Source organism: Streptomyces sp. CoH27 (assembly GCF_020181035.1).
Taxonomy (GTDB): Bacteria; Actinomycetota; Actinomycetes; order Streptomycetales; family Streptomycetaceae; genus Streptomyces; species Streptomyces camelliae.
Map to the genome: position 1 here is coordinate 528,519 of NZ_JAIQYY010000001.1, position 13,031 is coordinate 541,549.

The following is a 13,031-nucleotide window of genomic DNA, read 5'->3' on the forward strand; positions in this document are numbered from 1 at the left end:
GTTGTAGGTCGTGGTCACCGTGCCCTTGGCCAGGGAGGCGGGCGGGGTGTGCACGACGAGGTCACAGCCGAGGACGGGCAGGCCCGCGTAGGCGCGCTCGGTGGGGGTCCCCCCATGCCCCTCAAGGGCTATGGGGGAGGGTGTGCACGGTGCCGTCGTTGTCCTCGACGACGTCCTTGACGACCAGCTTCTCCTGGGCGCCGAGCCCGAGGGTGCGGGCGGCGGCGGTGGCCGTGGCGCGCTTGCGACCTGCGTGAGGAACGGGTCTGTGGGGTCTCACTCGTACGAGGGTTTTCCCTATGCCGGTCACTGACCGGTGCGGACGGAATCCGGGACTCCGGCCGCCAAGTTCCCCCGCAGGAAGCGGAGCTGATGCTGCAGCAGGTTCTCGGTCAGCTCACCGCCCACCGGCTGGTGGCCCGCGCCGGGCAGGAGCAGCACCTCGTGCGGCCGCCCGGCGGTGAGCAGTGCGTCGGACAGCCGGAGGGTGTGGGCGGGCGGGACCTTGGGGTCGGCGAGGCCGTGCATGAGCAGCAGGGGCCGGGTGAGCCGGGGTGCCTCGCGGAGCAGGGAGCAGGCGTCGTACCGCTCGGGGTACTCGTCCGGCCGGCCGAGGACACGCTCGCGCCAATGGGCGTCGTAGAGCCGCTGGTCGGTCACCGGCGCCCCCGCCACGGCGGCGCGGAAGACGTCCGGGCGCCGCAGTACGGCGAGTACGGCGAGGGAACCGCTGAAGGACCAGCCGCGGATGCCGACCCGGTTCAGGTCGAGCACGGGGTGCGTGCGCGCGGCCACCGCGAGCGCGCTCACCTGGTCGTCGAGCACCGGCCCGAACAGGTCGCCGTACACCGCCCGTTCCCACCCGGGCCCGCGCCCCGGAGTGCCCTGGCCGTCGGTCACGAGCACGGCGAAGCCCTGCTCGGCGAACCACTGTGACACCAGGGTCTGCCAGGTGTGCGCGACGGTGACCCGCTGCCGGGCCGCGCCGCCGTAGGGATCGAGCAGCACGGGCAACGGCCCGTGATCCGTCGGGCGATGCCAGGAGGGCAGGTGCAGGGCGGCGCGCAGCTCCCTCGGGCCGAGTCGCAGCATGCTCCGCCGGACCGCCGGCACCGGCCGCTCGGCGTGCGACGGCACGGTGGCGACGGTCCGCCCGCCGCGCAGCACCTCGGCGCGCGGGGCGGCGCCGGTCGTGTCCGCGACGGTCCGGACGAGGACACCGCCCCGCAGCACTCCCCCGAACAGCCCCGGCCCCTCGCCCAGCCGCCGCGGCCGCGTGCCGGGCCGCCATGCCCACAGGCCGGTCTCGGTGGGCTCGTCCGAGGCGGTGAACAGCACCTCGTCGCCGTCGACGCCGAGTACGGCCCGCAGTTGGCGGCCGACGGGCGTGACCGGCTCGCCGTCGGCGGTCAGGTGCCGGGTGCCGTGCGCGTCGGCGTGGGCCAGGAGGACACCGGAGGCGGTACGGGCGGGCAGTCCGGGCACCAGCTCCACCCAGCGGGCGTCCCGTTGCTCGTGCAGGACCGTCGTACGGCCGTCCACCGGATCGATGCCGAGCAGCAGGACGGTGCGCTGGTCACGGGACTGTACGAGGGCGAAGGGCCCGTGCCCGTCCCAGCCGGCGCCGACGACGTACTCGTAGGCGGCGCGGTCCCAACGCACCGGTGTGTGCGGGGCGTTGTCGCGGGCCGGGATCAGCCACAGGGTGACGTCGGGGTTCGGGGTGCCCGCGGGAGCGTGATGACGGATCCGGGGCGGACGGTCCGGGTCGGCGGGATCGGTGCCGTACCAGCGGTGTACCCGCCGGCGATCAGTGCGGGCGCACAGCAGGGCGGTGCCGTCGGGTGCCCACCAGTGGCCGCGCGGCCCGTCGGTGAGCGTGGCGTCGGTGTGCTCGGCGACGCCGAACTCGACGTCGCCGGCGGCCGGTTCGGCGATCGGACGGTCGTCGGTCCCGTCCGCCCGGATGATCCGGAGTGCGCCGCGTCGGACGTACGCGATACGGCGACCGCCGGGATCGGGCCGCGGATCGGACACGGGCCGCGCGGCCGGCAGCCGCCGGGGCTCGCCTCCGTCGGCCCCGGCCGTCCACAGGGCCCCCGCCAGCGTGAAGGCGACGAGCCCGCCCGCCGCATCGGTGGCGTACCCGCCGATCCCCCGCGTCCCGCGCCCGTCATCGAGCAGCCGCACGGGATCGGCCAGGAGCCGCTCCGATCCCGTGCCGAGGTCGAGCGCCCACAGGCAGGGGGCGGGGTCGTCTCCGGTACGGCCGCGCAGATACAGCACGGTCCGGCCGTCCGCCGTCACGGTGAACCGGCCGGGAACGCCACGGGTGAAGCGGGCCGTACGAACGAGCTGGGCGAGGAGGGGATCGGGGGTCACACAGGGCCACTTCCCCCTCCCCTATTTTGGTACACCTGTTCGATAACGGAAGGGCATGCCCGTTTCGCGGCCCACAGGCCCTAGCATCGGGCTCCATGATCGTATGGATCAATGGCACCCACGGCGCAGGCAAGACGACGACCAGTCCACTCGTGCAGCAACTGATCCCGGATTCACGGGTGTTCGACGCCGAGAAGGTCGGCGAGACACTCATGGACATCACGCCGGGGCTGCCCGGGCCCGGGACGGACAACTTCCAGCACTGGCCGCCGTGGCGGCAGCTCGTCGTCGAGACCGCCCGCCGCGTACGCGACTACACCGGCGGCACTCTGGTGATTCCCATGACCGTCCTGGTCGAGCAGTACTGGCGCGAGATCAGCACGGGCCTCGCCCACCATGCCATCCCGGTACGGCACTTCGTCCTTCACGCCGACCAGGACACTTTGCGCGAGCGCATCGAGGGGGACACTGTTCTCGGTCCGTCCTCATTCCGTCTCGCATACCTTGAGCCCTACGCGGAGGCGGCCCGCACATGGCTGCACGGCGAGGCCGAGGTCGTCGACACCACGCACCTCACGCCCGCCCAGGCCGCCCTGCGGATCGCAGAGGCCGTCAAGAGCTGAGGTCGCCGGCGGGCACACCAGGCCGGGGGTTGCCCTTGACATGCGGGTCAAGGTTCAGCGTCTGCGGGCCCGTTGCGCCCTCTGCCCTCAGGAGGCTCACGATGGTGACATCGCCGCCCCGGACCAGCCGCGCAACCGGCAGTTCGTGGTCTTTCCCGGCTTGCGAACCCTCATCGGCGCGTGGGCGCCCGGGTCTTCGGTGCGGAGGGGTCGGTGCCGGGGTCGTTGGTGCGGTGGTCGTAGCGGAGCGCATCGCGGTGCTGGATGCCGAGATCGGGCGGCTCACGCGGCTGCGAGACGCTCTGAAGGCCCACCGGGGGCAGGGCTGCGCCGGTCCGTGACAGGATCCTCGATCATGAGGAGCGAACAGAGCGATCGGCCCGTTGCCCTGGTCACCGGGTCCACGTCGGGGATCGGGGAAGCCGTCGCGCGCCGGCTGGCCGCGGACGGCATGCGGGTCGTCGTGCACTCGCGCGGCAGCACCGAGGCCGGGGAGGCCCTGGCGGCGGAGCTGGACGGTGCGTACGTGCGGGCCGACCTGGAGGCGGAGGAGGAGGCACGCGGGCTGGTCGAGGCGGCGCTCGGCCGGTACGGGCGGCTGGACGCGCTGGTGAACAACGCGGGCATCAGCTGGCCCATCCCGCACGCCGACCTCGCCGCCGCGACACCGGCGGACTGGCGGCGCCTGCTGGAGGTCAACCTGATCGCGCCCTGGGTCCTGTGCACCGCGGCGCTGCCGGCGCTGCGCGACTCCCCGGGAGGCGGCGGAATCGTGAACATCACCAGTCATGCCGGCGTACGCCCCAAGGGCTCGTCGGTGCCGTACGCGGCGAGCAAGGCGGCGCTGAACCACGTGACCCGGCTCCTCGCGGCCGCGCTCGCGCCCGACGTGCGGGTCAATGCGGTGGCGCCGGGGCTGGTGGACACGCCCATGACCCGGGACTGGACGCAGGCGCACGAACTGTGGCGGGACCGCGCCCCCATGCGCCGCCCGGCCCAGCCCGCCGACGTCGCCGGCCTGGTCGCGTCGGTCCTCGCCCACACCTATCTCACCGGCGAGGTCATCCTGCTCGACGGCGGCATGAACCTGACCTGACCACTCGCCCCACGGCATGTCCGCATCCACCGGCCCCCGGTCCCGGGTGGGCTTGCGGTGGGCCGGGCCGTTCGCGTCGCGGTGATCGTGCGGGTCACAGCCGTACAGTCGTCGTCACAGCCGCACGGTCATCGCGACCGCCACCTCGTCCCCCTCCGCGAGCCCCTCCGGCCGGCGCACCGCGGTCTTCAGCGGCAGCAGATAGCCGCCGTCCTTGGGGAAGAGGGACGTGGTGAAGGAGGTGGCGCCGATCCTGGCCTCGACGGGGATCACGCCCCAGCCGTAGCTGGCCATCGCGGCCACGTCGCGGATGTCGGCGCACTCCGCGTCCGGTACGGCGACGAAGTAGTACGGGGCGGGCCCCCGCCACTCCACCACCCGCCCGGCGAAGGCGAGTTCCATGGTCAGCCCCCTCCTGAAGGAAGACCACAGCGTACCGGCGCCCGCCCCGCGCTCCGGCCGTCAGTAGCCGACGGTGAACCGCCGCTGGACGAAGCGGGGCAGTTCGGCCTCGTCGAGCAGGGCGACGGCCGCGTCCTCCGCCGAGATGCGGCTGCGCCCCTCCGCGTCCAGGACCGGCTGGTCGCCGCCGAGCCGGAAGCGGCCCGTGCGCTCGCCGGGAGCGATCTCCTCGGCGGGGCTGAAGTAGGTCCACAGACGGTTCGAGGTGCGCAGGACGTTCAGGGCGTCGCGGTGGCCGCGGACCGCCGCCCCGTAGGCGCGGGGCAGCCCGATCTGGTCGAGCGCGGCGTGCAGCAACTCGTCGGAGTCGGCGCGCACCACCCCCGGTTCGAGCTCCAGGCTGCCCGCGCCGCCGATGACGATGAGGCGGGTGCGGGGGTGGCTCTCCAGCGCCTTGAGCAGCGCCTGGGCCGCGGTGGCGTACACCGTGGGGTCGGCGATCGAGCGCCGCACGGTGTCCTCGATGTCCTGCGCGGCGTTGCCCGGCTGGAACCCGCTGATCAGCACGTCCAGGCCGGGCAGGACACGCGCGATGTCCGCCGCGTCCAGAACGTCGAGGCTCGCCCAGGTGATGCGGTCGCGCCGCTCGGCGCGCCCCGGCCCGGTCGTGTCCCGGCTGAACGCGCTGACCTGGTGGCCGCGGTGCAGGGCCTCCGTGACGACCCGGCTGCCGATGGTCCCGGTGGCTCCGATGACTCCGATGTGCATGGCTCTCCCCTGTGCATGCGGACATGGATGTGCGAACACCACGTGATGGTGGTGACGCTGTACAGAAACTATACGCCGTGAAGTTTTGTGACGCGGCACAGAAATCATCACGCTGTAGAGTGATCGCGTGACAGCGACAGCGGGCAGAGGACGGCGCGAGCGGCTGCGGACCGAGACGACGGCCGAGATCAAGAGCGTGGCCATGGGCCTGATGGCCGCGGGCGGACCCGACGCCATCACACTCCGGGCCATCGCCCGCGAGATGGGCATGACCGCCAACGCCATCTACGGCTACTTCGCCACGCGCGACGACCTGGTGACCACACTCGTCCACGACGTGTACACCGCGCTGGCCGACACGGTGGACGCCGCCTGGGAGGCCACCTCACAGCAGGACGCGGGCTCCCGGATCCAGGCCTGGGCCACCGCCTTCCGCGACTGGGCCCTGGCCAACCCGCAGGGCTTCCGGCTGATCTACGGCGACCCCGTCCCCGGCTACCAGGCCCCCGCCGGCGGTCCCGCACCGGACGCCGCCCGCCGGGTCTGCACCGGACTCACCGCGCTCGCCGCAGCCGCCTGGCCCCAGGCCGGACGCCTGTACGAGGACGGCGACTTCACCTGGTCCGACTCGACGCCGGGCTCCTCGACAAGGTGCGCCCCGCCTTCCCCGAGCTGCCGCCGGCCGCGGTCGCGCTCGCACTGCGCATCTGGGGGCATCTGCACGGACTGGTCTCGTTGGAGATCTACGGCCATCTGCACACCCAGACCAAGCGGCCGGACAAGCTCTTTCAGCAGGAACTCGCCCAGCTGGTGCGGAATCTGGGCGTTCCGCACCGCTGACCCGCCGTGCCGCGTGCGGGCACGGGCCCGCCAACCGCCGCTGACCGGGGCGTTGTTACGGTGCAGGCGTGTCTGACTCCTCACGCGATACCGCACAGGGCGCCGGCTGGGGCTCGGCCGAGCCGGGTGCCTACAAGCAGTTGATGCCGGACCACGTCGAGAAACTGTCGTGGCTCGACCCGCGGACCCTGTGGGCCGCCCGCAACGGCGTGCTGGCGTCCTGGTTCGGCGATCCGACCGGGCGCACGCGCAGCCGCTGGGTGGCACGCCGGGAGGCGGCCGGCGCCCCCGCGGACAAGGTGATCCGGCATGCGGTCCCCGACACGTTCTCCTTCATGGTCATCGGGGACACCGGCGAGGGCGACGACTCCCAGTACGCCGTCGTACCAGGCTTTCTGAAGGAGAGTCAGGACACCGACTTCGCGGTGATCGCGAGCGACGTGATCTACCCGGTCGGCAGCACCGACGACTACCACGACAAGTTCTTCCGGCCGTACCGGGACTATCCGGCGCCGATCTACGCGATACCCGGCAACCACGACTGGTACGAGGATCTCGGCGCGTTCATGCGCGTCTTCTGCGCCGACACCCCGCCGCTCGCCCCCGAGCCCCGGCCCCGCCCGCTCACCCGCGCCTGGTGGCGCGCCCTGCTGTGGCACCGGCCTGCCCCTGCCGACGAGCAACAGCTCGCCACCGCGCGGGAGTTGCGCGCGGCGCCCGGCCAGCAGGCCGAGCAGCCGGGGCCGTACTGGGCGATCGACGCGGGCCCGGTGCGGCTCGTCGGCATCGACACCGGTCTGCTGGGCACGATCGACGCCGAACAGGGCGCCTGGCTGCGCACGGTGTCCCGGGACCCGAAGCCGAAGATCCTCATCACCGGCTCCCCGTTGTACGTCGACGGCGAGCACCACCCGTGCCCCATCGAGGGCGGCGGCACGGTGGACGACATCGTCCGCGACCCCGAGCACCACTATGTGGCCGCGATCGGCGGGGACATCCACAACTACCAGCGCTACCCGGTCGACGTGGACGGCCGCACCGTCCAGTACGTGGTCTCGGGGGGCGGCGGGGCGTTCATGCACGCCACGCACACCATCCCGCGGGTGTCGGTCGGCGGCGTGACCGAGCGGGACTTCCGCTGCTATCCGCTGCGCGGCGACTCGCTGGCCTTCTACAGCCGCCTGTACGGCCGCCGGCTGCGCCTGCCCCGCTTCTTCACCCTCACCGAGTCCGAGGCGACGGCCGTCGTGGCGGAACGGCTCGGCATCGAGCCGGGCCGCGCCCCCGGTCCGGACGCCCGGGTGACCCGGCGCACCCGGCTGGTCGCGAGCCTGCTCGGCACCGGCGGCCGTCCGGACCGTACGTCCCGGTTCCGGCTGCCCGTGCGCAAGATGTACGCCTCGCTGTTCTCGCCGAGCTCGGTCACCTACAGCCCGCCGTTCTTCAAGTGCTTCCTGCGGCTGGACGTCGCCCCGGAGGAGATACGGCTGCGCTGCTTCGCCGCGACCGGCAACCGCGCCCAGGAAGTCGAACCGCCGGTCGAGGACGAGGTCGTCATCCCGCTGAAGTGACCAGGGAAGTGACCTCGGCGGCGATCAGAAGTGATCACACGGTTGTCATATTGGCCTGTCAGAATCGGAACAGAGCCGACGTACGACCGCTGGAGGAGCCCGTGCCGTCCACCCCCCGCCCGCTGCGCAAGCTGGGCTTTCTCACGATCGGCCTGTTCGACGCGGCGGATCCGGCCCGGGGCCACGAGTCCACGCTGCAGATCATCGAGCTGGGCGAGCGGCTGGGCTTCGACAGCGCCTGGGTCCGCCACCGCCATCTGCAGTACGGCATCTCCTCCCCGGTGGCGGTCCTCGCGGCCGCCTCCCAGCGCACCCGGCGTATCGAGCTGGGCACGGCGGTGATCCCGCTGGGCTGGGAGAACCCGCTGCGCCTGGCCGAGGATCTGGCCACGGTCGACCTGCTGTCCGGCGGCCGGTTGAACCCGGGTGTGAGCGTGGGCCCGCCGATGCACTACGACCAGGTCAAGGAGGCCCTGTACCCGGACACCGCCGACGTTGAGGACTTCTCCTACGAGCGGGTTCGGCGGCTGCTGGACCTGGTGCGCGGCAAGCCCGCCACCGACTTCAGCGGGGTCGAGGGCTTCGAGGTGTTCTCGGACGTGGTCCAGCCGCACTCCGCCGGACTCGGGCGTCGCCTGTGGTACGGCGGCGGCAGCCTCGGCTCGGCGCGCTGGGCCGGCGAGCACGGGATGAACTTCCTGACCAGCAGTGTCGTCAAGGCGGAGTACGCCGAAGACGCAGCCGGGCAGCCGGACTTCGCCGCGATCCAGCTGGCCCTGATCAAGGAGTTCCGCGCTCATCACCCCGACGGCGAGGCGGCCCGGGTCTCGCAGGGGCTCGTGGTGATCCCCACCGACTCCGCGAGCCCGGAGCAGCGCGCCAGGTACGAGGCGTACGCGGCCCAGCGGCTGCCCCGCACGGCCGCCCCGCAGGGGCCGGCGCGGCTGCTGTTCGCGCCGGACCTGGTCGGCACCTCGGCCGAGATCGCCGGACGGCTACGTGCGGACGCCGCGTTCCGCGAGGTGGACGAGGTGGCGTTCGCGCTGCCGTTCACCTTCGAGCACGAGGACTACGTCCAGATCCTCACCGACATGGCGACGAAGCTGGGACCGGCGCTCGGCTGGCGCCCCGCGAGCTGACGCTCCCGCCGCCCGTCACCAGCGGCCCGCCTCGGTGCCGGTGACCGGCTCCGACGGCGTGCCGTCCACGCCCACCGGCACATCCCCGGCGAGCATGACCCGGTGCATGATCCGGGGAGAGCCGACGTGGGTGTGGTCGCCGGGGGCGAGGTGGACGGTGGCCCGGTTGTCCCAGAAGGCGACGCTGCCGGGCTCCCAGCGAAAGCGGACCGTGTACTCGGGGCGGACGGCCTGCTCCACCAGCATCTCCAGGATCCCCGTGCTCTCCGGGCGGGAGAGGCCGACGATCTCCTCCACGTAGTAGCCGTTGACGAACAGCACCCGCTCGCCCGTCTCCGGGTGCACCCGCACCAGGGGGTGCACGGAGACGACCTGCTGGTCCAGCAGGCGGTGGGCGTACGCGTCGTCGACGGGCCGGGGCTGGTAGCCGACGCCGAGCCGGTGTTCGGCGCGCAGCCCGTCCACGAAGGCGCGCACCGGCGCCGACAGGCCGGCGTAGGCGGCGGCCAGATTGGCCCAGGTGGTGTCGCCGCCGTAGGGCGGCACCGTCTCGGCGCGCAGGATCGTGGCGGCCGGCGGGTCGACACGGGCGCCGTAGTCGCAGTGCCAGCCGCGCAGCAGGGTGTGCCGGCGCGGTGCAGCCACTCGTCGCGCTCCATGCCGTAGCGTCCGGCCAGTTCCAGCCGGTCCGCGGTCGTCTCGATCTCGGGGAAGCCGGGCGGTGAGTGCGGACCGCGGTGTGGCAGTACGACCGGCTCGCCGAAGCGGCGGGCGACGGCGATGTGGCCGGCGTGGTCCAGCTCCTGTCCGCGGAAGAACACCACCTTCCAGCGCAGCACCGCCTGCCGGATCAGGGCCACCACGCCGTCGTCCAGGGGCTTGGCCAGGTCGACCCCGGTGATCTCGGCTCCGATGTGCCCCGCGACCGGCCTCACCTCCACGCCCTCGACCCGCTCCGTCCGATCCGCGGTGGTCCTGTGCGTCGTCATACGCGCTCCGATGCTCGTCGGTGTCCGTCGTCGGTGTCCGTTCCACGACAGATCGTGGCATCCGAGACGGGCCCGGATCCCTCACACCGTGAACTCCCGTATGACCGTGTCTCGGAACACCGCCGTCCCGCCCGCCGTGAACAGGGCGAGCCGGTTGTCCACGAGGTAGGGGAACACCTCGCTGGTGTGGACGTACCGGCCGTCGTCCACGAACATCTCGACGGAGGTACGGTCCACCAGGATGCGCAGCTTCACCCGGCCGGCGCTCGGATCGAAGGGGCTGTGGCTCTCCTGCCGGACGCCGCTGGTGTCGGGGTTGACGGTGCCACGCCGGTTGAGGAAGGCGTAGTCGTTCCAGATGCCGGCGTCGATGTGCCGTCCGCCGTCCGGTGAGCGGCGCAACTGGACGCCCGCGCCGGTGAGTTGTGACCAGGTGATCTCGGTCGTCAGCTCGTAGGAGACACCGGTGTAGTCGAGCGGGCGGGTGCCGTCGACGGTGAGGTCGCCGAGGTTCACCGTGCGGGAGACATACGTGTCGAGTGCGGCGACCGGCTGGGAGGCGAGGTAATAGCCCCCGGAGTTCGACTTCTTGAGCGTGATCTCGCGGACCACGGAGTCCGTGCCGTTGAAGCCGTCCGCGTCAATGGTGGGTGTGGTGTGCGCGTACGCCCAGTCGTTGAGCCAGCCGAGCGCGTACCGCGCGGCCGGATCGACCGAGCCGTCCACCCGACGCTTGTCGAAGGTGACCGCCGCGTACCAGTCCCAGCCGTGGTCGAGCCACTGCGGGTCGGCCGAGTCGGGGGTGAAGGAGCCGCCGTCGAAGGAACCGGTCCAGTACGCGTAGGTGTTGGGCTGTCCGGACCCGGTGCCGTCGGCGCTCGCGCCCAGCACCCACGTCGCCGTGCCGTCGTCGGCGGTGATCCGGAACAGGTCGGGGCACTCCAGCACCCCGATGCCGTCCTTGACGAAACCGCCGTCGCGCGTCCAGGACGTGAGGTCCGGCGAGTGGTAGAAACCGATGGTGTTGCGCTCGGCCAGGGCCATCGTCCAGCGGTTCCGGTCCGCGTCCCAACTGACCTTCGGGTCACGGAAGTCGGCTCCCGTACCCGGGCTGGGCAGTACGGGATCGGTGCCGTGGTTCGTGAACGTGAGGCCGCCGTCGGTGGAGTAGTACAGGAACTGCTCCTGGTGGTCGGTACCGCCGCCGGGTGACATCGTGACGACGACCACCACCGCGCCCGCCCCGAAGCCGGCCGTGTTGCCCGTGTCGACCACCGCCGAGCCCGACCAGACGTCGCCGTTGACCGTGGTGTCCTTGGGCACCGCGATCCCCCGGTCGGTGAAGCGGACCAGGTCGGCACTGGTGGCCAGGCGCCAGGCGGTGCCCACCTCGCCGCCGGCGAGATAGTCGGCGTTGTAGAGGTAGTAGTAGTGGTACTCGCCGTCGATCCAGACCGGGCGCTGGGGGTCGTTCTTCCACTGGTCGGGGACCGTGAAGTGGTATCCGGCCCGGTAACTCAGGCAGTCCCGCACCGCCTTGGGGCGCGGACGGGCCTCGGCGGGTGCCGCGGGCAGCAGTGCCGTGCCGGCTCCCGCGGCGGTCGTGGTGAACAGGGCTCTTCTCGTCAGGCCAGGGCCACGCATCACACATCGGTCCTCTCGCGACGGTTCTTGACGATCCATGGGACCAGGACTGTGGGACCTAACTCGTTAAAGGTCAAGCGTTCCCGCACCTTGACAGGGCCGTAACACGCTTCACATCATCTGGACATCACACCTTGGCTAACACGAGTTAGGCACCTGATGACCGACTCGCTTCTCTCCCGCCGCGCCCTGCTGCGGTACGGCGCCTACGGCGCGGGGGCCGCGGCGCTCGCCGGTACCGCCGCGAGCTGGGACCGCCTCACCGGCAACGACATCCCGGGCCGTGACGACGGCTCGCTGGTCGTCGCGACCCTGGGCTCGGCGTTCTCGCCGGACGGGATCCGCACGCTGCTCGCGGGATTTCGCAGGCTGCACCCCGACATCAAGGTCCGGATCAACGCGGTGCAGGCCGTGGACTGGCCGGACTTCTTCGCCAAGATCCTCACGCAGATCGCGGCGGGCACCGCGCCGGATCTGGTCTATGTGGCCACGGAGGGCGTGCAGCTGTTCGCCCGGCACCTGGGCGTGCCGCTGGACCGCTGGGTGAAGCGGGACGCGGCGGAGCTGACGGAGTACTTCGCCGACGTCCATCCCTCGCTGGTGGAGTCGATGATGTACGAGGGCAGCCTGTATCAGCTGCCGATCGAGTTCAACGCGGCCGACATGTACCTCAACACCCGAGTGCTGGAGCGCGCGGGCGCGCAGCTCCCGGCGGACGACTGGACCCGGGACGACTTCACCGCGCTGCTGCGGCAGCTGAAGAAGGCCAACGACTCCCATTTCACACCGTACTTCTGGACGAACCGGCTGTGGGGCGGGGTGGTGCCCTGGCTGTTCGCGAACGGCACCGATCTGCTGGCCGAGTCCAAGGCACCCGGCGGCTCCTGGCTGTGGGACGCCTTCTATCCGGCGGACCGGCGGCAGGGGCGCGGGGGCGGCTTCCGCTGGACGACCCCGCGGGCGACGAGCGGCCGGGTCGAGGAGGCGTACGACTATCTCGCCGAGCTGATCCAGGAGGGGCTGTGCACCCGGCCCGAGGGCGGCAACGGCCAGAATCTGATCGGGGTGTTCTCCACCGGCCGGGTCGGGGTGACGCCGGCCGGCGGTTTCTGGGCGGGCGGCCTGCATCTGGCCGGCATGCGCGCCGACGCCTTCGACGTGCAGTACTTTCCGCGCTGGCGCACCCAGCGGCACCAGTTCGGCGCGGCGGGCTATGCGCTGCTGCGCACCTCGAAGAAGCAGGACGCGGCCTGGGAGTTCATCAAGTACTCGGCCCGGCTGGACACCCTGGCCGCGCTGTTCTCGACCAACCAGACGACACCGGCCCGCCGTTCGATGCTGACGGCGGCCCGCTACCGGGAGTCCGGACCGGCCCACTGGCGGGTCTTCTACGACACCCTCGACAAGTTCCCCGACACCGGGCCCATCCCGGCCCCGCCGCAGGTCGCCGAGGTGACCCAGGTGCTGCTCAAGCACACCGGGACGGCACTGGCGAGCCCGCACTCGGTACGGCCGGCGCTGCGGCGGATGCAGGGCGATCTGGAGCAGGCCATGGAGCGTGACGTATGACCGACACC

The 13,031-nt window shown here is 72.0% G+C and carries 12 protein-coding genes and 2 pseudogenes; 7 read left to right on the top strand and 7 right to left on the bottom strand.

Annotated elements, in window-relative coordinates:
* Nucleotides 1–121 precede the first annotated feature (121 nt).
* Nucleotides 122–280 carry a hypothetical protein gene (locus LE548_RS46385; protein ID WP_374116008.1) on the bottom strand — a complete coding sequence of 53 codons (159 nt, stop codon included), beginning with the start codon at nucleotides 278–280 and terminating at the stop codon, nucleotides 122–124.
* Between the two features lie 26 nt (nucleotides 281–306).
* A complete protein-coding gene (locus tag LE548_RS02535) occupies nucleotides 307–2,382 on the bottom strand; it encodes a prolyl oligopeptidase family serine peptidase (RefSeq protein WP_225094903.1) in 2,076 nt (691 codons plus the stop codon).
* Nucleotides 2,383–2,477: 95 nt separating this feature from the next.
* Between LE548_RS02535 and LE548_RS02540 the strand changes: the two genes are divergently transcribed.
* Nucleotides 2,478–3,005: an AAA family ATPase gene (locus tag LE548_RS02540; RefSeq protein ID WP_225094904.1), complete on the top strand. Its 528-nt coding sequence runs from the start codon at nucleotides 2,478–2,480 to the stop codon at nucleotides 3,003–3,005.
* Nucleotides 3,006–3,175: 170 nt separating this feature from the next.
* On the opposite strand, the gene LE548_RS02545 is transcribed toward LE548_RS02540, so the two are convergent.
* Entirely contained in the window at nucleotides 3,176–3,319 is a 144-nt protein-coding gene (locus LE548_RS02545) for a hypothetical protein (RefSeq protein ID WP_225094905.1), read from the bottom strand.
* A gap of 41 nt (nucleotides 3,320–3,360) precedes the next feature.
* On the opposite strand from LE548_RS02545, the gene LE548_RS02550 reads away from it, so the two are divergent.
* Nucleotides 3,361–4,101, top strand: a complete 741-nt coding sequence (locus LE548_RS02550) for an SDR family NAD(P)-dependent oxidoreductase (RefSeq protein ID WP_225094906.1) — start codon at nucleotides 3,361–3,363, stop codon at nucleotides 4,099–4,101.
* A 114-nt stretch (nucleotides 4,102–4,215) separates the two neighbouring features.
* Here LE548_RS02550 and LE548_RS02555 read toward each other — a convergent pair whose 3' ends face one another.
* Nucleotides 4,216–4,503 (bottom strand): DUF1905 domain-containing protein, encoded by a 288-nt coding sequence (locus LE548_RS02555; RefSeq protein WP_225094907.1) that lies wholly within the window; start codon nucleotides 4,501–4,503, stop codon nucleotides 4,216–4,218.
* Nucleotides 4,504–4,563: 60 nt separating this feature from the next.
* Complete coding sequence (locus tag LE548_RS02560; protein ID WP_225094908.1) at nucleotides 4,564–5,271, bottom strand: NAD(P)-dependent oxidoreductase; 708 nt, start codon at nucleotides 5,269–5,271, stop codon at nucleotides 4,564–4,566.
* Nucleotides 5,272–5,482: 211 nt separating this feature from the next.
* Here LE548_RS02560 and LE548_RS45305 point away from each other — a divergent pair.
* The 4 genes and pseudogenes from LE548_RS45305 to LE548_RS02575 all read left to right on the top strand — a co-directional run.
* Nucleotides 5,483–5,794: pseudogene (locus LE548_RS45305) on the top strand (TetR/AcrR family transcriptional regulator); the annotation flags it as partial.
* A 128-nt stretch (nucleotides 5,795–5,922) separates the two neighbouring features.
* Nucleotides 5,923–6,111 (top strand): TetR-like C-terminal domain-containing protein, encoded by a 189-nt coding sequence (locus LE548_RS46390; protein ID WP_374116014.1) that lies wholly within the window; start codon nucleotides 5,923–5,925, stop codon nucleotides 6,109–6,111.
* A 68-nt stretch (nucleotides 6,112–6,179) separates the two neighbouring features.
* The gene (locus LE548_RS02570; protein ID WP_225094909.1) at nucleotides 6,180–7,682 is read left to right on the top strand and encodes a metallophosphoesterase; all 1,503 of its coding nucleotides are present in this window, start codon (nucleotides 6,180–6,182) and stop codon (nucleotides 7,680–7,682) included.
* A gap of 101 nt (nucleotides 7,683–7,783) precedes the next feature.
* A complete protein-coding gene (locus LE548_RS02575) occupies nucleotides 7,784–8,821 on the top strand; it encodes an LLM class flavin-dependent oxidoreductase (protein ID WP_225094910.1) in 1,038 nt (345 codons plus the stop codon).
* A gap of 15 nt (nucleotides 8,822–8,836) precedes the next feature.
* Here the strand turns inward: LE548_RS02575 and LE548_RS02580 are convergent.
* Together LE548_RS02580 and LE548_RS02585 are read right to left on the bottom strand one after the other, a co-directional pair.
* Nucleotides 8,837–9,810, bottom strand: a pseudogene (locus LE548_RS02580) (TauD/TfdA dioxygenase family protein).
* An 81-nt stretch (nucleotides 9,811–9,891) separates the two neighbouring features.
* Nucleotides 9,892–11,454 carry a GH32 C-terminal domain-containing protein gene (locus LE548_RS02585; RefSeq protein WP_225094911.1) on the bottom strand — a complete coding sequence of 521 codons (1,563 nt, stop codon included), beginning with the start codon at nucleotides 11,452–11,454 and terminating at the stop codon, nucleotides 9,892–9,894.
* Between the two features lie 159 nt (nucleotides 11,455–11,613).
* Here LE548_RS02585 and LE548_RS02590 point away from each other — a divergent pair, with 159 nt between their 5' ends.
* Nucleotides 11,614–13,023 carry an extracellular solute-binding protein gene (locus LE548_RS02590; RefSeq protein WP_225094912.1) on the top strand — a complete coding sequence of 470 codons (1,410 nt, stop codon included), beginning with the start codon at nucleotides 11,614–11,616 and terminating at the stop codon, nucleotides 13,021–13,023.
* Nucleotides 13,024–13,031 lie beyond the last annotated feature (8 nt).